This window comes from Streptomyces cinereoruber (assembly GCF_009299385.1).
Taxonomy (GTDB): Bacteria; Actinomycetota; Actinomycetes; order Streptomycetales; family Streptomycetaceae; genus Streptomyces; species Streptomyces bikiniensis.
Genome location: NZ_CP023693.1, coordinates 6,722,367 through 6,748,668, shown reverse-complemented (window position 1 = coordinate 6,748,668; position 26,302 = coordinate 6,722,367). Strand labels below are relative to the sequence as shown.

18 protein-coding genes and 1 pseudogene are annotated in these 26,302 nt (G+C 74.2%); 1 reads left to right on the top strand and 18 read right to left on the bottom strand.

What is annotated here, in order from left to right; genetic code table 11:
- Positions 1 to 4 precede the first annotated feature (4 nt).
- The 9 genes and pseudogenes from CP977_RS30345 to CP977_RS30300 form a co-directional block, all read right to left on the bottom strand.
- Complete coding sequence (locus CP977_RS30345; RefSeq protein ID WP_208421185.1) at positions 5 to 1,258, bottom strand: cation:proton antiporter; 1,254 nt, start codon at positions 1,256 to 1,258, stop codon at positions 5 to 7.
- Between the two features lie 142 nt (positions 1,259 to 1,400).
- The gene (locus CP977_RS30340; RefSeq protein WP_152371165.1) at positions 1,401 to 2,786 is read right to left on the bottom strand and encodes a flavin monoamine oxidase family protein; all 1,386 of its coding nucleotides are present in this window, start codon (positions 2,784 to 2,786) and stop codon (positions 1,401 to 1,403) included.
- Between the two features lie 405 nt (positions 2,787 to 3,191).
- A complete protein-coding gene (locus CP977_RS30335) occupies positions 3,192 to 4,079 on the bottom strand; it encodes an enoyl-CoA hydratase-related protein (RefSeq protein WP_152371164.1) in 888 nt (295 codons plus the stop codon).
- A gap of 43 nt (positions 4,080 to 4,122) precedes the next feature.
- Positions 4,123 to 5,097, bottom strand: coding sequence for an NAD(P)H-dependent flavin oxidoreductase (locus CP977_RS30330; protein ID WP_152371163.1), 975 nt, complete (start codon positions 5,095 to 5,097; stop codon positions 4,123 to 4,125).
- Positions 5,098 to 5,612: 515 nt separating this feature from the next.
- The gene (locus CP977_RS30325) at positions 5,613 to 6,929 is read right to left on the bottom strand and encodes an NAD(P)/FAD-dependent oxidoreductase (protein ID WP_229991766.1); all 1,317 of its coding nucleotides are present in this window, start codon (positions 6,927 to 6,929) and stop codon (positions 5,613 to 5,615) included.
- Between the two features lie 1,244 nt (positions 6,930 to 8,173).
- A complete protein-coding gene (locus CP977_RS30315; protein WP_372460746.1) occupies positions 8,174 to 8,341 on the bottom strand; it encodes a pirin in 168 nt (55 codons plus the stop codon).
- A gap of 191 nt (positions 8,342 to 8,532) precedes the next feature.
- Positions 8,533 to 8,841 (bottom strand): annotated as a pseudogene (locus CP977_RS30310) (tyrosine-type recombinase/integrase); the annotation flags it as partial.
- Between the two features lie 260 nt (positions 8,842 to 9,101).
- On the bottom strand, positions 9,102 to 9,761 hold the full coding sequence (locus CP977_RS30305; protein ID WP_152371161.1) for a nucleotidyl transferase AbiEii/AbiGii toxin family protein: 660 nt from the start codon (positions 9,759 to 9,761) through the stop codon (positions 9,102 to 9,104).
- The gene (locus CP977_RS30300) at positions 9,758 to 10,120 is read right to left on the bottom strand and encodes a hypothetical protein (RefSeq protein ID WP_152371160.1); all 363 of its coding nucleotides are present in this window, start codon (positions 10,118 to 10,120) and stop codon (positions 9,758 to 9,760) included. Before CP977_RS30300 ends, CP977_RS30305 begins: the two co-directional genes overlap by 4 nt.
- 733 nt (positions 10,121 to 10,853) lie before the next feature.
- On the opposite strand from CP977_RS30300, the gene CP977_RS30295 reads away from it, so the two are divergent.
- Entirely contained in the window at positions 10,854 to 11,195 is a 342-nt protein-coding gene (locus CP977_RS30295; protein WP_152371159.1) for a hypothetical protein, read from the top strand.
- A 359-nt stretch (positions 11,196 to 11,554) separates the two neighbouring features.
- On the opposite strand, the gene CP977_RS30290 is transcribed toward CP977_RS30295, so the two are convergent.
- The 9 genes from CP977_RS30290 to CP977_RS30250 all read right to left on the bottom strand — a co-directional run bounded on the left by CP977_RS30290 (position 11,555) and on the right by CP977_RS30250 (position 25,977).
- Positions 11,555 to 12,304, bottom strand: coding sequence for a 4'-phosphopantetheinyl transferase family protein (locus tag CP977_RS30290; protein ID WP_062759722.1), 750 nt, complete (start codon positions 12,302 to 12,304; stop codon positions 11,555 to 11,557).
- 7 nt (positions 12,305 to 12,311) lie between these two features.
- Positions 12,312 to 13,595, bottom strand: coding sequence for an MFS transporter (locus tag CP977_RS30285; protein ID WP_062760437.1), 1,284 nt, complete (start codon positions 13,593 to 13,595; stop codon positions 12,312 to 12,314).
- The gene (locus tag CP977_RS30280; protein WP_152371158.1) at positions 13,576 to 14,022 is read right to left on the bottom strand and encodes a hypothetical protein; all 447 of its coding nucleotides are present in this window, start codon (positions 14,020 to 14,022) and stop codon (positions 13,576 to 13,578) included. Before CP977_RS30280 ends, CP977_RS30285 begins: the two co-directional genes overlap by 20 nt.
- A complete protein-coding gene (locus CP977_RS30275; protein ID WP_229991764.1) occupies positions 14,019 to 15,515 on the bottom strand; it encodes a glutamate synthase-related protein in 1,497 nt (498 codons plus the stop codon). Before CP977_RS30275 ends, CP977_RS30280 begins: the two co-directional genes overlap by 4 nt.
- On the bottom strand, positions 15,512 to 16,525 hold the full coding sequence (locus CP977_RS30270; RefSeq protein WP_030222825.1) for an asparagine synthetase A: 1,014 nt from the start codon (positions 16,523 to 16,525) through the stop codon (positions 15,512 to 15,514). The genes CP977_RS30275 and CP977_RS30270 overlap by 4 nt, the downstream gene beginning before the upstream one ends.
- Before the next feature lie 235 nt (positions 16,526 to 16,760).
- Entirely contained in the window at positions 16,761 to 18,080 is a 1,320-nt protein-coding gene (locus CP977_RS30265) for a methylaspartate mutase (RefSeq protein ID WP_152371157.1), read from the bottom strand.
- Positions 18,077 to 18,487, bottom strand: coding sequence for a cobalamin B12-binding domain-containing protein (locus CP977_RS30260; RefSeq protein WP_062759719.1), 411 nt, complete (start codon positions 18,485 to 18,487; stop codon positions 18,077 to 18,079). Before CP977_RS30260 ends, CP977_RS30265 begins: the two co-directional genes overlap by 4 nt.
- Before the next feature lie 165 nt (positions 18,488 to 18,652).
- Positions 18,653 to 18,868, bottom strand: a complete 216-nt coding sequence (locus CP977_RS30255) for an MbtH family protein (protein ID WP_062759718.1) — start codon at positions 18,866 to 18,868, stop codon at positions 18,653 to 18,655.
- The gene (locus tag CP977_RS30250) at positions 18,865 to 25,977 is read right to left on the bottom strand and encodes a non-ribosomal peptide synthetase (RefSeq protein WP_152371156.1); all 7,113 of its coding nucleotides are present in this window, start codon (positions 25,975 to 25,977) and stop codon (positions 18,865 to 18,867) included. Before CP977_RS30250 ends, CP977_RS30255 begins: the two co-directional genes overlap by 4 nt.
- Positions 25,978 to 26,302 lie beyond the last annotated feature (325 nt).

Sequence of the window (26,302 nt, the reverse complement as noted above, 5' to 3'; positions counted from 1 at the left end):
CGCATCACTCGGTGTCACGCGCGGCCGTCGTCGGCGGCGAGCCTCCTGTCCCGCCCGCTTCCCGCGGGGCACCGCGGGCGAACCAGCGGGCGATCGGCTCCGCGGTGACACCGTGCGCGACGACGCTCAGCAGGACGGTCGCGCAGGCCGTCTCGACCACGAACGCCGCTTCTCCGTCCGGCAGTTGCGTGTACGCGAGGACGGCGAAGACGATGGAGGTGACGCCGCGCGAGCCCAGCCAGCCGACGGCGGCGCGTTCGACCCCGCTGAACCCGCTACCGGTGAGCGCGGTGACCACCGGAACGAAGCGGGCGAGAGTGAGGGCGAACACCGCGTAGACCACGACCGCGAGGCTGACGCCGTCCGCGAACTCGTCCGCGATCAGCACCCCGAAGGTGAACCACACCGCCAGCGCCATCAGGTGGCTGACGTCGTGGACGAGCCGGAGGTGGTCGCCCCCCGCCGGACGCGCGGTGCGGGCGTAACACAGGCCCGTCACGAACGCCGCGACGAAGCCGTTGCCACCGACTTCCGACGAGGCCGTATAGGCGAGGAAGGGGAGGGCGAGGCCGGCCATGCGCAGGCCGGTGGGCCCCGTCCAGCCGGCTTCCCGGGACCTGCGCACCAGCCACGACGCCAGGAAGCCGAGGACCGCACCGACGAGCACCGCGTACGCCGCGCCCCGGGCGGCGTTCAGCAACAGGTCGGTGAACGTGTCCCCGTCCGTCGAGACGAGGTTGGCCACGCAGAACACGAAGAACGGCGAGACCAGGCCGTCGTTGAAACCGCCCTCGACGTTCAGGGCGGCCCGCACCCGCAGGGGCACGCGTTCGTCACGCAGCAGGCTCAGTACGGGGGCGAGGTCCGCGGGCATCACGACGAGGGCGGCCACCGCCGCCAACCACCAGCCCGTGCCGGGAAAGAGCACGACCCCCAGGAGAGTTCCGAGCAGAACCGAGGCGGGCAGCGCCAGGCCCAGCAGACGTCCCTCCCCCACCGACCGGCCCAGCCGTTCGTAGCCCCGGGCCTCGGTGGCGTCCGTGAACAGCATGACGGCCAGAACGACCTCGACACACCTCTGGAAGGTGTGGGCGTCGAGGTCGAAACCGATCGCGGACCGGGCGCCTCCCGCCAGCGCCGCGCCCGCCACGGCGAACGCGATCGGCGCGGTGACGCTCCAGCGCGACATGCGGCTCGACACCAGCGACCACACGAAGAGCAGGGACAGGAGGGCGAGGACGGCGACCACGTGCGTCATCGCCTCGGACGGGTGACGAAGAGGATCACCGGTGACTCCTCAGGGGCCCGGTCGAACAGCATTGTGTGTTGTACGACGCCGTCGGACATGGCGTCGTTCGGCGCGGACAACGCCGGGCCCCTGTTCATCGCCACCGCCGAGGTCACCGCCTCATGCTCGCGAGCACTGCCTTGCCCGCGTTCACGCCCGAGCTCGCCGCGTCAGCGAGCGAGGGCATGTCGAGCTGGTAGTCGCCGGCCAGGTGGATCGGTCCGAGGGGGTTCCTCAGCACGGGCAGCGACGCACGCCTTCCGGGCGCCCAGAAGGGCACCACACGGCGGTGCCGCCGCACGATCCCCTCGTCGAGCTTCCCTTCGAGCTGGGGGTAGACCGAGATGAGGTCCGCGGCGAACCGGGTGACGATCGCTTCGTCGGAGAGTTCGAAGAGGTCGTCGGCCATCGCTCCGCCGGCGAAACACGCCAGCGCGCCGCCGGGCTTCCGCTCGCCTCCCCTCCGGGTGGCGGCGGCGTGGTTGAACACCGCCTGGAACGAGAGCTGCGGCGTGGAGACGGCCAGGAGCTCGTCCCAGGGCTGAGGCCCCTTCTCCTCGGTGAAGAAGCCGACGATCACGTACCGGCCGTAGCGGATGTCCTGGAACGCGTTGCGGTACGTCTGCGGAAGCGCCGGGAGGATCCTCGGCGCGACGTCGCTGGGCACCGCGACGACGGCCCGCTTCGCGCGCACCCGTACTCCGTGGCCCGCTGCGACGTACTCCACGACGACCCCGTCACCCTCCGGCCTCACCGACCTGACGGCTGCCCGGAGACGGAGACGTTCGCCGAGATCGGCGGCGAGAACGTCGGTCAGCGTCTGGTTCCCCCCGACCGGCAGCGCGAAGTTCGGCACCTTCGCCGGATCCGTCAGGGCGATTCCCACGGACGTCACCAGCTGGGTCGCGGCCGTTTCGCCGGGCTCGCAGCCCATCCACTGGCCCGACCACGACCGGACCATGTCCCGGGCCAGCTCGGAGCGGACACCGCGCAGGAGGTCGGAGGCGAGACGCCGGTCGAGCCCGGCCCGCACCCGCTTCGCCAGGCCGCTGTCCGATGCGAGGAACGGCACCGCGGCGAGGACGCGGGCACCGACCACGGCCATGCCGACCTGGTCCACGAGACGCATGCGCGTGCGGAACATGAGCGCGAAGGGATCGGCCGTGTCGACCAACCGGCCGTTGAGGGCCAGTGCCACGCCCTTGCCGGCCAACGATCCCATCTCGATGCCGTGGCGGTGGAGAGCGTCGATCAGCGGCCCGGTCCCCTCGGTGAACTGCGTGCCGAGGTTGATCCAGTAGTCGCCCTTCCGAACCGTCTCGACGCGTCCGCCCGCGCGATCGGCCGCTTCCAGCACGACGACGTCGGCCTCCCGGGCAAGCGTCGTGGCGGCCATCAGGCCCGCCATTCCCGCCCCGACTACCACGACGTCGCAGGTCTCCTCGCGTACGGAGGGCGCGGCGTTGACCGCGTCCGACTCGGGCTCCGCGTTCGTCATCCCAGTTCCTCTCTTCGTCGTGCGCAACAAGCTTCCGGGAGGGCTCGACGGGAACGGCACGAGACATCGCGGCTTCCGCGAGCGGCCCTCCTGAGGGCGGCTCCGGTCCGATCCCGACGAACGGATTACTCAATTTCGAATCGACTTCGAGTTTACAGCGGGCAACGGGGAAGCGCGACACCCGCACGCCTGCGCCTTCGTCCCCACCGGCTCGCCACTGCCGCCGCGCCCAGGTGCGGCGCCGCCCGGCGCGGACCGCGCTCGCGGTCGCGGTCGCGGCGCGCCGGGCCTCGGCCTCCCGCCGGGTGCGTCGGTGGTGGGCGCGGCCGGGTCGGCGGGGAAGCGCCCTCCCGCCGTACGGGCGCCGGTGCGCGCTCCCCGGCGCCGACGGGCCGGTCCTCGCCGTCAGGCGTTCTCGATGGCGGCGATCCACTCGCCGTAGAACGGCGGCATGGCGGAGGCCGGCCGGGTGAAGCGCGGGGTGCGCTTCTCGCGGAAGGCGGAGACGCCCTCGGCTCCGTCGCCGACGCTGGAGTAGAACATCGCCAGGGACTCCACCCGGTGGGCGTCCTCGGGCCGTTCGAGGCTCGCGTTGCGAACGGTCATCTGACGGGTCAGCGCGGTCGCCACGCGCGAGCGGCCCAGCGTCCAGCGATCCGCCAGCGCGCGAGCCTCCTTCGCGAGGTGGTCGGGGTCGTGGACCGCGTTCGCGAGGCCGGCGGCTTCGGCGGCCTCCGCGTCGAGGATCTCGGCGGAGTAGAGCAGGTCCAGGGCCCTGGGCAGGCCGACCAGGCGGGGCAGGAACCAGGTCGAGGCGGCCTCCGGTGTGATGCCGAGCCGGCCGAAGACGAGGCCGAAGCGCGCGGTCGTCGACATCAGCCTTGCGTCCATCGCGAGCGTCATGGTCGCGCCGATCCCGACGGCCGGACCGTTGATCGCCGCGATCACGGGCTTGCGACAGGCGTGGATCGCCAGGGTGACCCGCCCGCCGGTGTCCCTGACCCGGCTGATGTCCGGGCTGTTCAGGTCGCTCATGTCGGTGAGCGTGGGGGTGAGGGACTCGTCGAGCCCGAAGACGTTGCCGTCCGAGCCGAGGTCCATGCCGGCGCAGAACGCCGTGCCCGCGCCGGTGACGACGACGGCCCGCACGTCGTCGTCCTCGTTCACCTCGGTGAAGGTCCGCTCCAGTTCCCCGGCCATGGTCGGGGTGAAGGCGTTCAGGCGGTCCGGCCGGTCGAGGGTGACGGTAAGGATGCCGTCCTCGACGCGGTGGTGGAGGGTGGTCCAGGTCATCGGAGGGTGCTCCTGCTTCGTACGGCGGGCGGGGCGGCCGGGTTCATCCGCGGAGGTCGGCGAGCCGGCCGATGGTCTTCTCGGCGTCGGCCACGATGCCGCTGACGATCTCCCGGCAGGTGGCCACCGACTCGATGAGCCCCTGCGCCTGGCCGGCCCACCACAGGCCGTCGTCCATGTGCCCCTGTTCGAGCACGCGGGTGCGGCCCCGGGCGCCGGAGGCCAGCTCGGCGATGTCCTTGAAGGCCGCACCGGGGCGCTGCGAGCGGGCGACGATCTCCTCGGAGATCGCGTTGCGGGCGACGCGGCCGGTGTTCCCGAACTCGCGGAAGACGAGCTGGGTGGCGCGCTCGTCGTTGGCGACGATCTGATCCTTGACGTTCTGGTGCACCGGGGCCTCGGCACTGGCGACGAAGCGGGTGCCCATGTTGACGGCGGAGGCGCCGAGGGCGAGGGCGGCGGCGAGGCCGCTGCCGGTGGCGATGCCGCCGCTGGCGATGACCGGGATGTCCAGGCGTCGCGCGGCGGCGGGGATGAGGACCAGGCCGGGGATGTCTTCCTCGCCGGGGTGTCCGGCGCACTCGAAGCCGTCGATGCTGACCGCGTCGACGCCGAGGCCCTGCGCCTTGAGGGCGTGCCGTACGGCCACCGCCTTGTGGATCACCTTGACTCCGGCGGCCTTGAAGTCGGCCACGTGCTCGGCGGGGTTGCCGCCGGCCGTCTCCACGACCCGTATGCCGCTCTCGACGATCGCCGCCCGGTACTCCGCGTAGGGCACCGGCTTGAGGGTCGGCAGGACGGTGAGGTTGACGCCGAAGGGCCGGTCTGTCCTCTCGCGGCACCGCGCGATTTCCCGCGTCAGCGCCTCCGGGGTGGGCTGGGTCAGCGCCGTGAGGAACCCGAGCGCGCCCGCCTCGGCCACGGCGGAGATGAGCTCCGCCGTTCCGACGCCGGTCATGCCGCCGCAGACGATCGGGTGGTCCACTCCGAACAGTTCGGTGAAGGGGGTCGAGATCATGAGTGGGGCCGGCCGGGGCCCTCTCCGTTCTTCCGCTGTCGCCGCGCGCGAGGAGCACGGCGGTCTTGTGTCGCCATCGGGGTGGCGGGCCCGAGAGCAAGATTCGTTTTCGAATCGACTTCGAGTTTAGAGTCGCGCGGCGAGTGCCTGTCAAGAGCATGGCGACGCATCGGGTTGATGCGGTGCGCGCACGGAGCCATCGACCGAGGGAGGGCCCTCTTCGGTCGCCCCCTCCGGACAGCCGCGCAACCGCCGCCCCATGAGGCATGGATGCCGGACACGGCAGGGCGGTCGTCCACGGGACCGCGGGCCTGGATGACCGACTGGGCCCCGGTCGTCGGCGGTGGCCTCACAGCAAGCAGGTGGCGCCCGAGGGAAGCGCACGAAGGAGGCACAACTCGCTCCGGAGGCGCGGTCGACCGGGGACCACAGGCCCGTCGGCGGCCGTGATGTCACGTCCGCAGAGACGCGCCGGAGGTGATGGTCAATCCTCCGTGGCGCCTGAGCCTGGCTCGTCAGGACCGCCGGCTCAGACGGTCCGAAATGCGGTCGAGCACCCACCCGGCCTTCAGCGCCGTCGCGCCGAGAGCGAATGAGGGCACGTAGGGGGGGCGCGGCCGCCAGATCGCACGCAGGTCGTCGTGGATCTCGTCACCGGCGAGCCGGTCGGCCAGCAGCGTGCCGACATAAGGGGACTGGGAGAGTCCGTGGCCGTTGCAGCTGACGGCGTAGAAGACGTTCTTCGCGGCCTCGCCGGCGACCGGGAGGAAGGACGTCATCGCCACCCACCCGCCCCACGCCCGCTGGGGCGCGACGTAACCGAGCGACGGGAACCGCTCGTGGAAGCCTTGGACCAGGTCCGCCACCACCGCGCGATCCGGCTCGTGGGCACCCAGTGCCGACGGCGCCGCCTGGAGCCGACGGGTACCGAACATGATCGTGCCGCGAGCGGTGCGCCGGTAGTTCTCGAGGATCGTGTGCGGGGTGATGATGCCGGTACGGCTTGTCCAGCCGATGGCCGCCAGACGGTCGGGATCGACCGGCTCGGTCTCCACCAAGCTGGTCCAGACGGGCGTGATGCCGCTCGGGGCGATCTCGAGGTCGCGGGAGTGGGCGTTGGTCGCGAGCACGACCCTCTCGGCATGGACGCGCCCACCGGGCACGCCGAGCACGACGCCCGCGCTGTCCGGCTCGACAGCCTCCACGGTCGTCCGCTCGAACACCTTCGCGTTCGACGCCAGCAGTGCGGCCCTGAGTCCGAGTGCGAGCTTCCCGGGGTTCAGCAGGCCACCGCCCCGCTCGAAGATGCCGCCCAGGAAGGTTTCCGGCAGGCCGAAGTCACGGCCGTCGACGAATTCCACGTCCGCCCCCGCGTCGCGGAGGATCCCCATGTTCTTCCTCAAACGCCGGAGTTGTCCCGTGGAGACAGCGGCGATGACGTTACCCGTGGGGTCGTACTCGCAGTCGATGGCGAGGCGCCTGATCAGCCCCTCGGTGAACTCCGCCGCGTTCCCACCGTACCGGACGAGGTCGCGGAGCCGGCGTCGGTACAGCAGGCGCAAGAGCTGCGGGTCCCCGGCCAGGGCGTTCGACAAGTAGCCCGCGTTGCGTGAACTCGCACCCCAGCCGCAGTACCCGCCTTCGAGCAGAGCCACATCGACGCCGCGCTCCGCCAGCCGGAGCGCCGCAGCCATCCCGACGAGACCACCGCCGACGACAGCGACATCGCACCGGACCTCACCTTCCAGCGCCGGCGCGAGATCGGTGGGCCGATCGGTCCACCCGGTGAACGCCGAGTAGGTCAAGCCGTCGGTAGACGCGTTCTTCGCCACGATGCCCCTCGTCTCCCCGTTCCCCGCGTGGGACGGAGAACGAGTGATGGAAGTAGGAAACTCGAATCGAGTTTGAGTTTAGCGCCTTCGTCCAGCTCACTCATCGTCGGCCGACAGCACGTACCACGCACATCCGAGGCCGGTCGGCGCGATGCGTGTACAAGCTCGGCCGCGGATGGGCCGGAGGCATCGATGCGACACATCGCCAAGCGGCACCGGCCACGCTGCGCGGAAACTCGCCCCTCCTCCTCACCGACGCCGGTTCTCGTCCCCAGCCATCGCCTCGGGTGAGCCCCGGCGAGGGCCCGTCGGCGGGGCACGCCGGGTCGAAGCGATGATCACCGGCACGGCTGACGTGATCACACCGTCGGAGCCGTCCTGGATTCCCCCGTTCACCAGACCGAGCCCTCGACAGTTCGGGAAGCCAGTGATCGCGCTGCGGCACGAGGGCGCGGATGCGGTCCTCCAGGACCGGCCCCGGAGCCTGCCGCTGGAGGACCGAGCCACCCGCCCCCTGGCACACCGACTCGGCGCCGCGTCGGCTCGCCCCGCCGTTCGGGGTTTCCAGGCCGACGCCCATGCCCGGCACGCCGCAGCGGTCGGCCGACTGCCGCCCGAGAACCGCAACGACCGCAAGACGCGGGAGGAACCCGACGCCAAGACCACCGTCGGCGACCTCGCCCTTGCCGGACGGAGGAGAGGGTCACACCGCGACCCTGCGCGCCCGAGGCGACATGAAGATCATTTACGGGACAGCTCTTCGGCGTGGCCGACAGCGCACCCTCCCCGCAGAGGCGACCAGCCCGGGGATGTCCGCACGCACCGGCCGCCGTTCCCAACGGTTCCGTGACGGAGAGTCGGCCCAGAGGCGGTCCGGCCAGAGCTCTTCGGGATCAGCCCCGCCCTGACGGGCGACCACATTCCCCTCGCCCACCTCCGCGATCCGCATGCGTCACGACGTCCCGCCAGCTCGTGAGCGGCGCGGACCGCGACGCCATGACCGGGCCGCCACCACGCCCAGCACCGTACCGCCAGGTTCCTGACGGCCTGTCAGGAAAGTCAGCAAAAAGTCAGCATCCGGCTGATCAGACCTGCTCCCACACAAGCACACTCTGGAAACACACCCGCCGACTGCACGACCGCGGGAGAGATACGCCAGGATCCCTCCCCCAGTCGCGGCGACATCCGGAAGAGGGAACCGACAATCTCCGATGCCCGATCGGCTCGACAGGGAAATTCCCAGGTCAGCGCACTCGGCCTCGCGCCTTCAGCCGGCTCGCCGGGACCTCGGGCGCGCCCAGCCGGTCGCCGTCGTACCCCTTCACCTCGCCGAAGCGGTCGGTGGCCATCCAGTCCTCGCGGGCCTTGCGGATCTCGTCGTCGGTGCGTCCGACGAAGTTCCACCACAACACGGCCCGCTCCACATCGGCCCCAGCACCTGCTGCTCCCTCACGGGACACCTGAGCAAGCACCGAGATCCGGACCATTCCCGGACCATCTCGCTCGTCGGAAGCATCAGCGCCACCATCCCCGCAGACCAGCGCCTCGGAACTCCTGTACCACCAGCAGACGTAGAATCTTCCATTGCCCCGACGCCGTGTGATCAGGCGGCTTCCCAGAGGCCGGCGTCGAGGATCCGGGCGGCCTTGGTGATGCTGCCCGGCATCAGGTGCCGGTAGGTGCGGTACGTCTCCTCGATGGACTTGTGTCCCATCCACTCCGCGACATCGGTGATGGGTATGCCGTTGCCGAGGGCGTTGGAGGCGAAGTAGTGCCGGAAGCCGTACATCCCCACGCCCTCCTCCGACAGGAGGTCCACGAAGAGCTTCCTCGCCCTGCGCCGTTCCATGCCTTCGGTGAAGCAGCCGCCCGGGCCGCGCAGCAGGTAGCCGTCCTGCGTGGTGCCGCGCCTCGCCGTCGCACAGGCCGTGCCCGGTCATCATGACGATCTCCAACGCCAGAGCCTCGTGATCGGCCGTCAGCGCCTTCGTCATGCAGGCAAGAGGCGGGATACGGAACACGTCCCTCTTCGGTCATCAGCCGGCCGGCGGTCGACCACTCCGCCGTGCAGGGCAGCCTCTCACCGAGGGCGGCTCCGGTTTGGAACTTGCCGGCTGCACCGCATCCTCTCGTTACACCGCCGGTGGAGCAGATGGACGCGACGACCGCCTCTCAGGCGTTCTCGTCGTGGATCCGGGCGCTCAGGTCCTCCGCCCACTCCAGCGCCCACGCCTTGAGTTCTTCGATCTGCCGGGAGGTGAGCCCGTACGCGGTGTAGTCCTCGTCCTCGTACCAGTCCGCGCCGATCAGCCGGTCCCGGAGGTCTTCGAGGCTGAACTCGTCGTGGGCGCGACGGCGGCCCAGGGATTCGAGGTCGGCGGTGGAGCGGTGACGGGAGGCGGCCTGGACGTCGATGAGGTCGCGGACGGTGCCGCGGTCGGCGAGGGCCCTGACCTTGGTGCCGATCACGTCGTCGAGGGAAAGAACGGGGCCGTAGGGGGTCTGTGTGGGTGGAGCCCAGAACGCCTCCTTGAGGACGTCGACCTCGCACTCCTCGCCGGTGTCCGGATCGGTGACGAGGAACCGGCCGCTGAGCGGATCGGTCTGGACGTGCGTGGTCCGCCATCCGCGCGCGCCGAGACCTGCTGTGAGCGAGGCGACGATCTCCCGCATCGGAGCGGGGTTCTCGGTGGCGACGTCGAGGTCGCGGCTGAAGCGTTCGACCAGGCCGTGGGCCTGCACGGCGTATCCGCCGGTGAGGACCAGGGGGTAGAGGGAGCCGAGGTCGAGGATGTCGGCGAGGAGACGCTCGTGGAGCGGAGGGAGCTTCACGCGGCGGTCGTGCCGGCCGAAGCGGTGCGGAGCAGCTCGGGGAAGGCGTCCTCCCAGACTTCGCGGATGTAGGGACTGATCAGGCGCCGCAGCACGGGCCACTGCTCGGTGAGCAGCCGGTGGTGCAGGAGGCCCACCAGGTCCTCACTCTGTCCTTCGGCGAGGACGGTCCGGTAAAGCGTCATGCGGGACTTCGGGCGGTCCAGGCTGTAGCTCGTCCGCCCGGACCAGACGATGTGGAGCGGCAGGTCGACGTCGCCCTCGACCGGGCCCGCCAGCTCCTGCAAGCGCTCGGGCAGCCGGCTGCGGTAGCGGTCCCGCAGCACCTCGGCGCGGGGGGCGGTGATCGTCGCGTCCATGCACCCAGTATCGCTGCTGAGGGGCGGCGGCATGGCGGATACGGGGCCCCTGTCGTACGTACGGGTCGGGCGACCGCCCGCCCTTCACTCGGACATCCGACCCGGTGGGCGCTCAGCGCAACATCGCCTACCCGCGCCGACTCCCAGGCGGCGCGGCAACCGGCGGCCCCGCAGACCCGGCACCAGCCCCGATCATGGGCGCGGGCGATCGTGACGCAGCAGGTCACGCGGAGGGTCGCCGCGGTGGGTCCGGCCGCGGCCCGGTGGGAACCAGATACCTGTCGAGGTCACCCATCATGACGGCCACCCGTCAGCAAGCTGGGACGCCCCCGCGCCCGACGCTGACCGTTTGCTGACCTGAGCAAGGCAACCAAGCCTCTGACCTGGAAGAAGACCCAGATACTAGATCTTGGACTTGAATATCGTTCGTATCACCGAGGTACTCCTGGACATAGGCTCCCCGCCTGCGTTTTTACAGGTCAAGGGCGGTTTCCCTACCTTACGGCGAGTCGCGTGCCCGGTCGGCTTCCACCAGGTTCCCGAGGACCGACGCCGACCGGGCCGGTCGTCGGCACGGGTCGACGCTCGCACACGGATCGACCCGCCCAGGTTGCGGAATCTGCTCCGACGCCCTTGGCCGCGCCGTTCACGCCGTGATGCTTCCCGAGCTCCTGCCCGTGCCGTCGGTGGATCCGGCGCACTCCCGCCTGTGGGTGGAACACACCACGGAGCTGTGCGTCATCGTCCCGCCGACGACGGGGCCCTGCCCGCCCTCCCCTGGCAGGGCGCACTGGTCGGAGCGCTCCTCGTCCTGTTCATCCGGCCGGCCGCCGGCTTCGCGAGCCTGCTCGGCAGCCGCGCGGACGCGCGTGAACGCCTGGTCACCGCCGTGTTCGGGATCCGCGGCATCGGCTCCCTGTTCCACCTCGCCTACGCCCTCGGCCACAGCGACCGCTTCGACGCGCAGGCGGAGCGGCTGTGGGCCGTCGTCGCCTTCACCGTCCTGCCGTCCGCGGTGCTGCACGGCGTCACCGCCTCCCTCGCCGTCCGCCACCCGGACCGGGCCGGTTCCTGAGGCGAGGAACGCCACGCCCGCGGCGGGGACGCCGAAGGCGAGGAGGGGCGCTCCCTCCGTACGGTGGGCGAGACGGCGTTCGAAGGGGCGCGGCGTCGGCGCCCGGGGCGGCGGCCCGGTCCGGTGCCGCCACAGCGGCCGTGCCGGCCCCAGGACGACGACGAGGGTTCCGGCCTGGACGTGGGCCGTCAGCACGCCATCGGCGCCGAAGGGCCGGCAGGCGGGTGCCGGTCGGGGCCGGCATCGCCGAGGCCCTGTCCTCGGTACGGGGTGCCGGGTCCGAGCGGAACCCGCCTGCCGGCCGCCTCCCCCGGCCCGGTCCGGTCCGTCCGCCGGCGTGGCGTCGGCGGACGGCAGGATCAGCGGAGCAGGGCGACCGCCGCGTGGTGGCCGTCCGGGACGGCCACGTCGGCGAGGTACCAGCCCGGAGGCGCGGCCGGGACCGGGCCCGCCCCGACGTACTCCGCCGCGGGATCGGCACCGAGTCCGACGCCGAGCCCCTTCAGGTACGCCTCCTTCCGCGTCCACACGCGGGCGAACGCGTCCGGAACGCGCGCCTCGGCCAGTGCGGCCAGTTCGGCGGCCTCCGCCGGGTGCAGCACCTCGGCGGCCTCGGTCACCAGGTGGGGCGGTGGGACCCGCTCGATGTCCACGCCCACCGGACCCGCGGCCACGGCGATCAGGCTCAGGCCCTCGCAGTGCGAGAGCGAGAAGTGCAGCCGGCCGTCCGGCAGGACGGGCCGGCCGTGTGCCTCGCCGCAGCAGGGGCACGGCGCCCGTTCCATGGTCACGCTGCGGGGCGCGACCCCGAGGTGGGCACCGAGCAGCCGGCGCAGGCCGACGTGGGCGCACAGGTAGGTGGCGCGGTCGCCGGGCCGCCGGAACTCCTCGGCGCGGGCCAGCTCGGCCGCGTCGAGCACGAGGGAGGCGTACCGGGCGGCGGTGTCCCGGTGCGCGTCGGTGGCGACCAGCCAGAGCTGGGGCCGCAGCGGGCGGACCCCCGGCGGCCGGGGCAGTGTCGCGGGCAGCGGCGGGAGGGCGGCCGGGCGGAGGAGGACGGGCCCGGACTCGTACAGCTCGGGCGGGGGCGCGGGGATCAGGGGGATCATGTCTGCCTCACACGGACGTGACGGTGGACTCCGGGGCGGTACGGATCCGGTCGGGGGTGCTCCGGCCCGGGGCCTTCTCGGGCGCGGCGCGCAGCGCGACGGCGGCGGCGATCGGCGACACCAGGGCGACACCGGCGCAGAGCAGCCAGGTGCCGGTCACCCCGAGGTGCAGGGAGACCGGGGTGAACAGGGCCAGGGACAGGGGTGCGGCCCCGATCCCGGAGAGCGCGAAGGTCGACATCGCCGCGCCCATCTTCCCTTCGGGTACGGCCTGTTGATAGGCCGTCACCAGGGCAGGGCCGTTGAGCCCCGAGAGCAGGCCGACGGCGGCCGCGGTCCCGGCGAGGACGCCCGGCGAGGGGACGAGCGCCATGGCGCCCGTGCCGGCGGCCAGGCCGACGCCTGTCAGCACGAGCTTCACGGGCACCGGGACGCGGTGCGCGAGGGCGGCGCCCAGGGCCGCGGAGGCGAGGGCCCCCGTGCTGAAGGCGGCGAGGACGACGGCGACCGCGCCCACGCCCCAGCCGTTCTCCGCGGCGCGCAGCGGCAGGGCCACCTCGGCCGGCCACAGGAACGCCAGGTCCATCGCGAAGCAGGCCACGAACATCCACCGCAGGCGCGGGTGGGCCGCGAGGAGCCGGAAGCCGTCGCCGGAGCGGCGCAGCAGCGAGGGCCCCTGGGCGGCCGGCTCGGGCCGGGGCATGCCCCGGGTGACGTGGGCGGCGCAGGCCAGCCACAGGACGCAGCCGGCCGCGGCCGCGCCCATGGCGACCGGCAGGCCGCCGACCACCACCAGCCAGGCGCCGAGCGGCGAGCCGGCGATCGGCGCGAGCCGCAGCACCATCGAGAAGAGGGAGTTGGCGCGGCCGAGGTGCTCCTTGGACGCCAGGTACGGCAGGAGGACGCCGGCGGCCGGGCCGGTGAGTCCGAGGAGGATGCCGTCGGCGAGGGCGATGACGACCAGCGGCCACAGGGTGTGGGTGGTGGCCGTGACGACCGCGCCGGCCGCGAGGACGAGGACCCGGACGCCGGTGGCGCGCAGCAGCAGGGCGCGGGGGCCCAGGACATCGGTGAGGGCGCCGCCGAAGAGGAGCAGGAGGGCGCGCGGCAGGGTGGCGGCGAGCGTGACGGCGGTGACGGCGCCGCGGCCGCCGAGCTGCACGGCGGTCCAGCTCATGGCGATGAGGAGGGCGAAACTGCCGGCCTGGACGGCGGCTTGGCCGGTGACGAGGCTGCCGAGACGGCGCCAGTCGATGCCGGGTGCGGTCGGGTCAGTGGTGGGCGGGGCCATGGGGTCGGCTTCCTGTGCGGTGGTGGTCGGTGGGCGGGCGGGAGCGGGGGCGGGCCGGGGTCCGGCGGGCGCCGGAGGGCGGGGCGGGGGCGGGCACGTCGGTGGCCGGAGTGGGGGCGGGCGCGTCGGTGGCCCGGGGGCCGGCCGGGGCGGCGCGCAGGGTGGTGGCGACGGCCGCCGCGACCGCCCGGGTGGCGGCCCCGCGCAGGACGCGCGCCGGGGTGCGCCGGGGTGCGTGGAGCTCGACGTGGCCGCCCAGGTAGGCGCGGCCGGCCTCCGTCAGGGCGCGCTGCGCGGTGCGCCGGGCGGTGCCGTCGAGCCCATACGGGAGGGGGGCACGGCTCCCGGCGGCGGTGACGGTGATGCCGGGGACCTCCCGTACGGAGAAGCGGGCGCGGACGGCGGCGCGCGGACGGCGGCGGTTCACGCGGAACGGCCCGGCCCGTCGGCCGCAGTGGGGCCGGGGGCGGAGGGGCCGGCGGATGCGGACGGCGGGGCGTGGACGGGGGCAGGGGCCTGGGCCGAAGCCAGTGCTGAGGTCTGGGCGTGGACCGGAGCCGGGCCCGGGGCCTGGGGGTGCGTCGGAGCCCGGTGAGGGTCCGGCGCGGGATCGGCGTACGGGTCGGGGAACGGGGGCGGGGACCAGAGGTCGTCGGGGGCGAGGGCGGCGGGGGTGTACTTGCCGAGGGCGCTGACGAGAAGGCGGAGTTCGAGGGCGAGCGCGCCGGCCAGGCGCTCCAGGCCGTGCTCGGGGTCCTCGTCGACGGCGACGAGGGCGGCGCGGCCGAGGCCGACGGCGCCGGCGCCGAGCGCGAGCGCGCGGACGGCGCGGCCGCCCTCCCAGACGCCGCCGGTGGCGAGCAGGCAGCCGGTGGGGGTGCCGATCCGGCGCAGGGCCTCCGCGAGCGGCAGGCCGACCTGGTCGAGGAAGACGCCCGGCGCCCAGCCGGTGCCGCCTTCCGCGCCGTCGACGGTGACGGCGTCGGCGCCGGCCGCCCAGGCGGTGCGGGCGGCGTGGCCGATGTCGCGGCCGGGGTGGAACTTCACCCAGGTGCGGGCCTTGGGGAAGTTGTTGCGCATGAAGCGGAGCTGCTGGCGGAGGATCTCCTCGGTGAACGTGCCCGGGGTGGCGCAGCGCAGGCTGCGCGGCGCGTCCGGTCCGAAGACCTCGCGGACGGTGAAGCGGCGGGCGAGCTGCTCGGCCTCGGCCCGGTCGACGACGGTCATGCCGCCGAGGCCCGGCTTGGCGCCCTGGCCGGTCTTCAGCTCGAAGGCGAGGCGGCCCGTCTCCAGGAGGGGGCGGAAGGCGGGGTCGCTGTAGAGGAGGTTCCACACCTCGGAGTCGGCGTCCTCGGTGGACTGCTGGACGACGATGCCGCCCACGCCGTCCGGGGCGGCCTCCAGGTACGCCTCGACGCGGGCGAGGAGGGCGGAGCGGGTGGCGTCGCCTCCGCCCGCGCCACCGCGCCGGTAGCCGTGCACCGGGACCATGTTCTCCCCGATGACCACGGGGATGCCGAGACGTGCGGCCTGGCGGCTCGCGTGGACCGCGAGGTCGCCGCTGCCGGCCCGGGTGGAGCCGAAGGCGGAGAGGTAGAGCGGCAGGCGGGCGGTGAAACCGCCGACGCGGGTGGTGAGGTCGACGTCGTCGAACTCCGGCTCCCGCGCGAGGTCGATGAGCTTCTCCAGCCGCTCGGGCATGAAGACCGGCGGCACGATCCGCATCCGGTCGAGCACGTCGCCGGCGGCCGCGGCCGTCGGGCCGAAGAGACGGCTGCCGTACGCAGCGGGGTCGGGGAAGACGGCGGCGGTGCCGAGCCGGGCGCGGGCGCGTACCTGTTCCTCGGGGAAGCCTGGAGCGGTGAGGGCGGGGGCGGTGGGCCGCGCCGGAGCGGCGGGTGCGGTCGGGTGCGTGGTCACGGGGCCACCACCCCGGGGAGCTTCGGGTAGGCGCTGACCTGCCAGAGGGCGTCCAGGCCGGTGAGGAAGCGGACGAGCCGCTGGAGGCCCATGCCGAAGCCGGCGCTGGACGGGATGCCCTCGCGGGCCTCCTTCAGGTACCAGGCGTACTTGGCGGGGTTCTCGCCGCTCTCCCGCATCCGGGTGACGAGGGTGGCGTAGTCGGCCTCGCGCTCGCTGCCGGATACCAGCTCGCCGTAGCCGTGCGGGGCGATGAGGTCGAAGTTGCGCAGCACGCCGGGGCGTTCGGGGTCCTCGCGGTCGTAGAAGCCGCGGGATCCCTTGGGGTAGTCGTCGACGAAGAACGGCCGGTCGCTCTCCAGGGAGAGGATCCGCTCGCCGGTCCAGTCGATCTCGCCGTCGGGGTTCTGCGGGTGGCCGAGGGAGAGCAGCCGGGCGACGGCCTCCTCGTGGGTGCGGACGTCGTACTTGCCGGCGCGGACGTCGGCGAAGTCGGCCTCCTCGCGGCCGAGTCCGGTGAGCAGCTCGGGGACGGCGGTCCAGACGTGCTCGGTGACGTGGGTGAGGAGGCCGGCGGCGATCTCCTGGGCGTCCTCGCGGCTCGCGTCGGCGATCTCGACGTCGATCTGGTGGAACTCGACGAGGTGGCGGCCGGTGGTGGCGGTCTCCTCGGGCTCCACCCGGACGTTGGGGGCGATGTAGAAGAGCCGGGGGAAGCCCCGCAGGGACGCCTGCTTGTAGAGGATGGCGCTGGTCATGAGCTTGTAGGGGTGGCCGTAGTAGTCGACGTCGAGGGCCTTGGCGCCGCGCCCGCCCGGGTCGGTGACGGGACCGACGAGCGGCGGGAGGAGTTCGGTGAAGCCCTCGCCGCGCAGGTAGTCGCGGGCGGCCTGGAGGGCCTCCTGCTGGACGAGCATGGCGGTGCGCAGCCGGGGCGAGCGCAGGTGCTCGCCGAGCGGCGGCGGGGTGCCCGGCGCGGTCTCGTCGGCGGTGGCGGCGGTCAGGTCCATGTCGGGGCTCCTGTTTCGTGCGGGCGGGTGGCGTGTGCGGCGGCCGGGAAGGGGTCCGGACGCGTGCTTCGCGGCCGGGCGGTCCGGGGCGTGTGCCGTGTGGACGGGGTGCGTGCGGTGTGGCCGGGCGGCCCGTGGGTGCGCGGTGCGGCCGGGGCGACCATGGTCGTGCTCTTCGCGGCCGGGTGGCCTGGGGTGGGTGCGGGGGGGGCGGGCGGGACGGCCTGGTGGTGTGTCAGACGGTGAGCGGGGTGGCGGAGGAGTGGTCGTGACCGCCCCCGGGGGCGGGGTCGCGCCGTCCGTCGTAGCGGCCGGCCACGTGCCGCAGGGCGGTGAGCAGGCCGTCGGCGGTCAGCGGGGCGGTGTCGGCGGCGGCGTCGGGGCTCAGCGGCATGGCTCCGGTGCGGGCCCAGCGGAGGCGGCCGGTCGGGTCGATGAAGCCGAGGGAGCGGCCGGGGTTGTCGGGGTGCAGGCAGAAGGGGACGTCGAGGAGGCCGCGGGCGAAGGCGTCGGGCAGTGCCCGGGCGAGATCGGGGTGGAGGTCGAGGACGGCCTCCACGAGGGCGCGGGCCTCCAGGTAGACCTCGCTGTCGGCGCCGCCGTCGGGGCAGGGGGCCTCTTCGAGGGCGGCGGCCGCGGCGGCGGTCTCCAGGGCACGGACGTTCTCGTCGACGGTCGGGATGCGGTGGGCCTCGGCGGCGGTCTTGACGATGAGCCGTCCGGCCCCGGCGCGGACCGCGAGCCGCGCGGAGTCCTCCAGCAGGCGCAGCGCGCCCCGCTCGGTGTGCGGGTAGACGCCCATGTACGTGTAGAGGACGACGTGGCGTTCGACGTCGGCGGGGAGGAACTCGGCGGCGAGCCGGCCCAGGGCACGCAGGGCCTCCTCGTCCTGGCCGGGGTGGGTCTGCTGGGCGTAGCTGAGGGAGACGCTGCGGAGCCCGTACCGGACGAAGAAGAGGCACTCCAGGAGGCTGGTGGCGACGAGCAGGCCGGGCGGGCAGAGCTGGCCGAGGAGGCAGCCGCCGAAGCTCTCCAGGTGCGGAGTGGAGCCGGGCCGGGCGCCCTCGGCGAGCAGGGCGCAGGCGCGGACCCAGGCGGTGACCGAGTCGCGCAGCGGGGTGCGGCCGTAGGGCAGGCAGTAGGAGACCGGACCGCCCTCGGTGGCGTCGAGCCCGGCCGCCAGCAGGGCGCGGACGATGGGCTCGGGACGGGCGGAGCCGTGCCGGACCTGGACGGGGAAGCCGGCGCCGTGCAGTCCGTCGAGGACGGCGCGGGTGGTGACCGGCGCGTGGGCGGCGATCGGGTAGCCGTTGAGGCGGGTGCCGTCGGCGACGGCGGCACGGGCGCCGGCCAGGTCGCCGACGCGGGTGTAGCTGTCCACGGTCAGGGTGCCGGCGGTGTGCGAGGTGGCGGCTCGGGTGCGGGCGAGGCCGTCGCGCATCGCACGGGGGTCGCCGAAGCCCATGCGGGGCTGGACGACGAGCCGGCCGGCGGCGGCCGAGGCCGTGACGAAGGCTCCGAAGGAGGGGGCCGGGCCGGCGGGGTGCGCGGTCACGCCGGGACCTCCGTACGGGCTCTGGCGGCGAGGAAGCCGCGCAGGGCTGCGAGGTCGTCGCCGAGGACCGCGTCGCAGCCGGCGCCGAGGAGCTGGGCGACATCGTCGTCCTGGCGGTGGCCGGCGACGCCGAGCTTGCCGCCGAGGACGACCGGCAGGGCGGCCAGGGCGGGTTCGGCGCGCAGCCGGCGGACGGCGGCGAGGCCGTCGCGGTAGCCGTGGCCGTTGACGCTGCTGAGCACCACCACGTCCGGCGCGTGCCGCCGGCAGGCGTCCGCGAGGAGTTCGGCGTCCACGCAGGGGCCGAGCCCGACGACCTCGCACCCGAGCTCCTCCAGGAAGAGCCGGAGGTACACCAGATTCCACGTATGGGAGTCCGAGGCGGTCCCGCTCAAGAGAATCTTCATGCCTGAAGAATAATTTCCGGAGGGTTCCGGAAGGGGAAGGAGAAGCGGCAGCAACGACCGGCACTTTCGCTTTTCAGGGGATTTCCGGGAAGGGCATGGAAAAGGCGCCGCGCCCCGCTGGGAATGCGGGGCGCGGCGCCTTTCGCGAGAAGGCCGCGAGAAGGGTCAGGCGTACTGGGCGACGAGGCTCCGGGGGCGGATGTCGGTCCAGTTGGTGGTGATGTACTCCAGGGCTTCTCCCCGGTCACCGGGGCCCCAGACGCTGGTCCAGCCGGCCGGGACGGCGGCGAAGGCCGGCCACAGGGAGTGCTGCCCCTCGTCGTTGACGACGACGCGGAAGGGGTTCTCGGCGTTGTCGAAGGGGTTGACGGAATCGCTCATGACTGGGTCCTCGATTCTTTCTTCTGCAGAGCGGAGAGCTTCTCCGCGACGATGTTTCCGATGCGTGCGAGTGGTTCCGGTTCGGCCAGGTGGAGATGGCCGTGTTCGAGCGTGTGGTTCTCCACGATTCCTTCGGTGAAGGGAATCCAGGTGGCGGCGAGGGCGCCTTCGGGCTCCCCCGGCCTGCGGGCGGTGAAGAACAGGAGGTCGGTGTCGGCGCGGCCGGGGACGTGCCGGGCCATCAGCTCGGCGTGGGTCTCGGAGGCGCGGAGCACGGCGCGGAGCTCGGCGGTGGAGAACCCGGCGAGGACGGGGTCCTCGCGGCGGATCCGGTCCATCGCCTCGGCCGGGTCGACGGCGGGGCGGGCCGCGGTCTCCTCGGGCGGCAGTACGGACACGCTGCCCGGGCCGGTCTGGTGGACGTCCATGAGGGCGAGCAGTTCGACGCTCTCGCCTGCCTCCCGCAGCCGGACGGCCATCGTGTGGGCGACGAGGCCGCCGAAGGACCAGCCGAGGAGCCGGTAGGGGCCCCAGGGCTGGATCCGGCGGATCTGCTCCAGGTAGGCGTCGGCCATCTCCTCGACGCTGCCGGGCCGGTGGCCGGGGTCGCTGAGCGCGCGGGCCTGGAGGGCGTACAGCGGCTGCTCGGGGCCGAGGTGGCGGGCGAGGCCGGCGTAGGCCCAGCCGACGCCGGTCCCGGGATGGACGCAGAAGAGGGGGCGGCGGGACCCGGCGGGGCTGAGGGGCAGGAGCACGCCGAGGGCGGAGGCCGTCGCGCCGGCGTCCGGGCCGTCGTCCTCGCCGAGGAGGCCGGCGGGGGTGGGCGCGCGGAAGAGGTCGCGGACGGTGCGCTCGACGCCGAGGACGCCGCGCATCCTGTTGACGAGGCGGACGCCGAGGAGCGAATGCCCGCCGAGGGCGAAGAAGTTGTCGTCGACGGTGACGCGGGGCACGTCGAGGATCTCCGCGAAGAGCGCGCAGAGGACCTCCTCGCGGGCGTTGCGGGGCGCCCGTCCGCCCGGGGTCGCGGCGGGGCGGTCGGGGGCGGGGAGCACGGCCCGGTCGGGCTTGCCGTTGACGGTGAGCGGCAGGGCGTCGAGGACGACGACGGCGCCGGGGACGAGGTGCTCGGGCAGGACCCGGCGGGCTTCGGCGAGGAGTTCGGTCCCGGTGACGGCGTCGCCGGCGCGCGGGACGGCGTAGGCGACGAGGCGCTTGTCGCCGGGGCGGTCCTCGCGGACGACGGCGAGGGCCTGGCCGACGGCGGGGTGGGCGGCGAGAACCCGCTCGACCTCGCCGGGTTCGATGCGGACGCCGCGGAGCTTGACCTGCCCGTCGGCCCGGCCGAGGAAGCGCAGTTCGCCGTCCGGGGTCCACAGGACGCGGTCGCCGGTGCGGTACATGCGGCTGCCGTCGGTCTCGAAGGGGTCGGGCACGAAGCGTTCGGCGGTGAGGCCGGGGCGGCCGGTGTAGCCGCGGGCGACGTGGCCGCCGGCGATGTACAGCTCGCCGGGGACGCCGGGCGGGACGGGTCGCAGGGCGTGGTCGAGGACGTGGCTGCGGGTGTTGTCCATGGGCCGGCCGAGGTGGAGGCCGGTGCCGGTCAGGGTGCGCTGCCCCGTGGTGAACCACTGGTTGTGCGAGGCGAAGGTGGTCTCGGTGGGGCCGTAGGAGTGCACGAGGACGGTGTCGGGGCAGTGGGTGAGGACCCGCTGGACGGCGGCGGGCGAGGCGACGTCGCCGCCGGTCCACACCTCGCGCAGCAGGCGGAGGGTGTCGAGCCCCTCGTCGGCCATGACGTGGAAGAGGCCGACGGTGAAGTAGGCCGTGGTCACGCCGTGCGCGCGGACGGTCCGCTCGGTCTCGGCGAGGTCGGTGCCGTCGCCGCGCATGAGGACGAGGCTGCCGCCCGACAGGAGCGGAACCCACAGTTCGAAGGCGGAGGCGTCGAAGCCGGTCGCGGAGTGGACGAGCATCCGGCGGCCGGGGCCGAGGGAGACGTCGCGGTCGGCGGCGAGTTCGACGAGGTTGCGGTGGGTGACGCCGACGCCCTTGGGGCGTCCGGTGGAGCCGGAGGTGAACATGACGTAGGCGAGGTCGTCCTCGGAGGCGTCCTCGACGGTGACCGGGGCGAGGGGCCCGGTCTCGTCCGTGTCGACGCGCAGCACGGGCACGCCCTCCGGGGCGGTGTGGTGCCGGTCGGTGGCGACGAGCCGGGTGCCGGAGTCCTCGAGCATGAGGCGGACGCGGGCCTCGGGGAGCCTGGGGTCGAGCGGCAGGTAGGCGGCGCCGCTCTTGAGGACGGCGAGCGCGGTGGCGACGAGCGGGACGCCGCGGTCGAGGAGGACGCCGACGGTGTCGCCCCGGCGGACGCCGGCGGCGCGGAGCCGTGCGGCGAGGACGTCGGCGCGGGCGTCGAGCTGCCCGTAGGTGAGGGTCTCGTCGTCGGCGACGAGGGCGGGGGCCTCGGGGGCGCGGGCGGCTCGGCGGGCGATGACGTCGTGCACGGTGCCCCGTTCGGCCGGGACCGTGGCGGTGTCGTTGTGGTCGCCGGTGAGCCGGAAGCGGTCGGCGTCGGTGAGGAGGGGCAGGTCGCCGACGCGCACGGCGGGATCCGTGGCGACGGCGCGCAGGGTGCGTTCGAGGTGGGTGGCGAGGAGGGCGGCGGTGGGGGCGTCGAAGAGGTCGGTGGCGTATTCGAGTCCGCCGGCGAGGCCCGCGGGCCGGCCGTCGGGTCCGCGCCGCTCGGCGAGGGCGAAGGTGAGGTCGAACTTGGTGGTGACGGTGGTGAGGAGGGCGGGCCCGTCCTCGCGGAAGAGACCGTGCGCGGCGGCGGCGCCGGGGACGCCCCGGGTGTAGTCGTGGTGGAGCTGGACGACGATCTGGGCGAGCGGGTGGTGGGCGGTGGTGCGCACCGGGTTGAGGTGTTCGACGACCCGGTCGAAGGGGAGCTCCTGGTGGGCGTAGGCGGCGAGGTCGGTGCGCCGGACGCGGTCGAGGAGCTCGGTGAAGGCGGGGTCGCCCGTGGTGTCGGTGCGCAGGACGAGGGTGTTGACGAAGAAGCCGACGAGTCCGCCGAGGTGGTCGTCGTCGCGGCCGGCGGTCATGGTGGCGAGCGGCAGATCGGTGCCGGCGCCGTGCCGGGTGAGGACGGCGGCCAGCGCGGCCTGGAGGACCATGAAGAGGGTCGCTCCGCCCCGGCGGGCGAGGGCCTCCAGGGCCTCGTGGGTGGCGGCGTCGACGCTGATCGGGGCGTGCGCGCCCCGGTGGCCGGCCTCGGCGGGCCGGGGGCGGGCGACGGGCAGGTCGAGGACGGCCGGGGCGCCTGCGAGGGTGTCGTGCCAGAAGGCGCGGTGGGCTTCGGCGCGGGGGCCTTCGAGGAGGTCGCGCTGCCAGAGGGTGTAGTCGGCGTACTGGACGGGCAGCGGGTCCCAGCCGGGGGTGCGGCCCTCGGTGCGGGCGGTGTAGGCGGTGGCGAGGTCGGCGAGGAGGGGGCCGGTGGACCAGCCGTCGGCGGCGATGTGGTGGAGGAGGAGGACGAGGACCTGCCCGGTGCCGTCGTCGGGGGTGAGGAGGGCGGCCCGGAGCGGGGTCTCCTCGGCGAGGTCGAAGACGTGGCCCGCGGCTTCGGCGGCGGCGTCGGCGAGCCGGGCCGCGGGGACGGTCCGTACGTCGAGGGTGGGGCGGACGCCGGTGAGGACGTCCTGGTGGGGCTCGCCGTCGACGGCGCGGTAGCGGGTGCGCAGCACCTCGTGCCGGTCGGACAGGTCGGCGAGCGCGGCGGCGAGGGCGGCCGGGTCGAGGGGGGCGGCAGGACGCAGGACGAGCGGGATGTTGTAGGAGGCGCTGGGGCCTTCGAGGGTGTCGATGAACCAGAGGCGGCGCTGCGCGTACGAGAGCGGAAGGCGCTCGGGGCGGTCGGCGCGGGCGACGGGCCGGAGTCGCGGCGCGGCGTCGGGCTCGTCGCCGGCGGCGCCGATGCGCCGGGCGAGGGCGGCGGGCGTGGGGGCGAGGAGGAGGTCGCGGACCTGGACGTCGGCGCCGAGCCGGGCGCGGATCCGGTTGGCGAGGCGGACGCCGCTCATGGAGTGGCCGCCGATGGTGAAGAAGCCCTCGTGGGGGCCGACCTCGTCGAGGCCGAGGATTTCGGCGAAGAGGGCGCGCAGGGCGTCGACGAGCTCCCGGTCGGCGGGATCGTCCTCGGGTGCGTCCGCGCCCGGCGGGGTGTCGGGCGCGGCGGCGGCGCGGTCGCGACGGGCGTCGAGGGCGCGCCGGTCGGCGGCGGGGACGAGGCGCTCGTCCGTGACGGGGGCGGCCGGGTCGTCGGCGGCGGTGCGCAGCGCGGTTTCGAGGGCGGCGAGGAGGAGCCGGGGGACGTCCTCGTCGAGGACGTCCCGGGCGTATTCGAGGGCCAGGGCGAGTCCGGCGGGCGCGCCGTCGGCGTCGCGGTGGTCGACGCAGGCGGCGGTGAGGTCGAACTTGGTGGTGGCGGGTCCCTCCTCGGCCGGGAAGCGGCCGGTGAGGCCGCCGAAGGAGAAGGCCTCCGGGTCGGGTCCGGCGGCGCGGAGGGTGAGCATGACCTGGAAGAGGGGGTGGACGCCGGGTGTGCGGGGCGGGTTGAGGTGTTCGACGAGCAGGTCGAAGGGGAGCCGCTGGTGGGCGAAGGCGGCGAGGTCGGTGTCGCGGACGCGGTCGAGGAGGTCGGCGAAGGAGGGCGCGCCGGTGGTGTCGGTGGGCAGGACGAGGGTGTTGACGAAGAAGCCGACGAGGTCGTCGAGGGCTTCGTCGTCGCGGCCTGCGACGGGGGTGCCGAGGGCGAGCCGTTCGCCGGCGCCGGCGGCGCGCAGGGCGAGGCCGAGGGCGGCCTGGAGGACCATGAGGAGGCTGGCGTCGTGGTCCTCGGCGAGGCGGACGAGCCGGGCGTGGACGGCGGGTTCGAGGCGGGTGGCGACGAGGCCGCCGGCGTGGTCGCGGAGGGCGGGCCGGGGCCGGTCGAGGGGCAGCGGGGTGACGGCGGGCAGGGCGCCGAGGGCGTCCCGCCAGTGGGCGAGGCCCTGGCCGGTGACGGAGCCGGGGTCGTCGGGGGCGCCGAGCACGTCGTGCTGCCAGAGGGTGTAGTCGGCGTACTGGACGGGCAGCGGCTCCCACTCCGGCGCGCGGCCCCTGACTCGGGCGGCGTAGGCGGTGGCGAGGTCGGTCATGAGCGGAGTGAGCGACCAGCCGTCGCCGGCGACGTGGTGGAGCAGGACCGCGAGGGTGGCGCCGGGGCCGTCCTCGGGGAGGAGGAGGGCGACGCGCAGCGGGAGTTCGCGGGCGAGGTCGAAGGTCTCGGCGGTGAAGCGGGCGACGAGGCCGGGCAGGGCGTCCGCCGGGGCGTCGACGGTCCTGAGGCGTACCGCGCTCGCGGCGAGGACGTGCTGGTAGGGCTCGTCGTCGGGGGCGAGGAGGACGGTGCGGAGCGCCTCGTGGCGTTCGGCGAGGTCGGTGACGGCGGCGGCGAGCGCGGCGCGGTCGGGGGCCGTGTCCAGATGGAGGACGATCGGCATGTTGTAGGCGGCGGAGGGGCCGTCGAGCTGGTTGACGAGCCAGAGGCGGCGCTGGGCGTGGGAGAGCGGCACCCGCTCGTCGGCGGGGAGCGGGTCCTCGTGGACGACGGGGAGCCGGGGGTCGGTGGTGCGGAGCACCTTGCGGTTGATCTTGCCTGAGCTGGTGCGCGGCAGGGCGACGACGATCGAGACGGCGGGCACGGCCGCGGCGGGCATCCGCTCGCGCACCCGGTCGCGCAGCTCCTCGGCGCCGGTGCCGCCGTCGGTGACGACGAAGGCGACGAGGCGCTTGACCCCGTCGGCGTCCTGCTGGGCGACGACGGCGGCCTCGCGGACGGCGGGATGTCCGGCGAGGACGGAGTCGACGGCGGCGGGGTCGATGCGCTGGCCTCCGATCTTGACCTCGTCGTCGAGACGTCCGTGGTAGAGGATCTGGCGGTCGTCGCCGACGGTGACCAGGTCGCCGGTGCGGTAGGCGCGTTCGCCGTCGAGCTCGGTGAAGCGGCGTGCGTTCAGCTCGGGCCGGTGGAGGTAGCCGCGGGTCAGTCCGCCGCCGAGGAGCCAGAGCTCCCCTTCGACGACGACGGCGCGGACGCCGGGGAGGGGGCGGCCGATGGGGACGGGTCCCGCGTCGTGCCGGGTGAGGTCCGCGACGGTGGCCACGACGGTGGTCTCGGTGGGCCCGTAGGCGTTGAGCAGCCGGACGCGGTCGCCGACGAGGCCGCGCCACTGGGCGATCCGCTCGGGCAGGGCGGCCTCGCCGTAGATGATGACGGTGCGCAGCGCCGCGGGGAGCCGGACCGCGCCGGTGGTGAGGACGTGGACCAGCTCGTGCCAGTAGGCGGCGGGCAGGTCGAGGAGGGTGATGCCGGCCCGCTCGCAGCCGGCGAGGAGTTCGCCGACGTCGAGCATGTCGTCGGTGCGGAGCACGAGGGTGCCGCCGGTGCCCAGGACGGTGAAGACCTCCTGGATGCTGGCGTCGAAGTGCAGCGGGCTGAACTGCAGGACGCGGGAGTCGGCGTCGATGCCGTACGCGGGGGTGGCGCCGGCGATGAAGTGGGCGAGGGAGTCGTGGGCGACGACGACGCCGTTGGGAACGCCGGTGGAGCCGGAGGTGTAGATGACGTACGCGGCGCCCTCTCCCGCGCCGGGGCCGTCGAGGACGAGCTCGCCGTGGCGGGCGACCTCGGCGGGCTCGGGGGCGGCGTCGCCGCAGGCGTCCCGGAGGATGGCGGCGTTGCGGGCGTCGGGGGCATGCACGTCGAGCGGCAGGTAGGCGGCGCCGGTGGTGAGGACGGCGAGGAGGCCGACGATCGCGTCGATGCCGCGCGGCCGGTGGAGCGCCACGAGACGGCCGGGTCCGGCGCCCCGGGCGGCGAGTTCGGCGGCCCGGGCGCGGACGGCGGCGCCGAGTCCGGCGTAGGTCAGGCGCGCGTCGGCGTGGACCAGGGCCACGGCATCGGGGCGGGTGCGCTCCTGGGCGGCGATGAGGTCGAGCACCGGTGGCGCGGCGGCGGGAGAGGGTCCGCCGTCGAGCAGGTCGTCCGTTCTGCTGCGGGGCATGCTGAGTTCCTCCGGTAAGGGGCGGGAGACCGGGGCGAACGGTTCCTCTCGCCTCCGTGACCACCACGCTAGGGGCGGCCCCCGCCCGCCCGGGGCAGAAGACGCGGCAGCTCCGGGCGGCAGATGCGCCGCCCGGAGCTGCCGGTGGGAGAAGGCGTGCGGAGGGGGGCGGGGGGCGGGTCGGGGGCGCGGGACGGGCACGGCGCGGCGATCCGCCCCGTACGGAGCCCGGCCCCGTACCCGCCCCCGTCTCGGGTCGTCCACGGGCACGGCGACCTGCCCCGTACCGAGCCCTGCCGGTCTCGGAGCACGCCCGGGGCGGGCG

What these genes read in the sequence shown, in the direction of transcription:
- CP977_RS30345 (WP_208421185.1), bottom strand. Translation starts at nt 1,258, where the DNA reads ATGACGCACGTGGTCGCCGTCCTCGCCCTCCTGTCCCTGCTCTTCGTG.
- CP977_RS30340 (WP_152371165.1), bottom strand. Translation starts at nt 2,786, where the DNA reads ATGACGAACGCGGAGCCCGAGTCGGACGCGGTCAACGCCGCGCCCTCC.
- CP977_RS30335 (WP_152371164.1), bottom strand. Translation starts at nt 4,079, where the DNA reads ATGACCTGGACCACCCTCCACCACCGCGTCGAGGACGGCATCCTTACC.
- CP977_RS30330 (WP_152371163.1), bottom strand. Translation starts at nt 5,097, where the DNA reads ATGATCTCGACCCCCTTCACCGAACTGTTCGGAGTGGACCACCCGATC.
- CP977_RS30300 (WP_152371160.1), bottom strand. Translation starts at nt 10,120, where the DNA reads ATGGACGCGACGATCACCGCCCCCCGCGCCGAGGTGCTGCGGGACCGC.
- CP977_RS30290 (WP_062759722.1), bottom strand. Translation starts at nt 12,304, where the DNA reads ATGATCCCCCTGATCCCCGCGCCCCCGCCCGAGCTGTACGAGTCCGGG.
- CP977_RS30285 (WP_062760437.1), bottom strand. Translation starts at nt 13,595, where the DNA reads ATGGCCCCGCCCACCACTGACCCGACCGCACCCGGCATCGACTGGCGC.
- CP977_RS30270 (WP_030222825.1), bottom strand. Translation starts at nt 16,525, where the DNA reads ATGGACCTGACCGCCGCCACCGCCGACGAGACCGCGCCGGGCACCCCG.
- CP977_RS30260 (WP_062759719.1), bottom strand. Translation starts at nt 18,487, where the DNA reads ATGAAGATTCTCTTGAGCGGGACCGCCTCGGACTCCCATACGTGGAAT.
- CP977_RS30255 (WP_062759718.1), bottom strand. Translation starts at nt 18,868, where the DNA reads ATGAGCGATTCCGTCAACCCCTTCGACAACGCCGAGAACCCCTTCCGC.
- CP977_RS30250 (WP_152371156.1), bottom strand. Translation starts at nt 25,977, where the DNA reads ATGCCCCGCAGCAGAACGGACGACCTGCTCGACGGCGGACCCTCTCCC.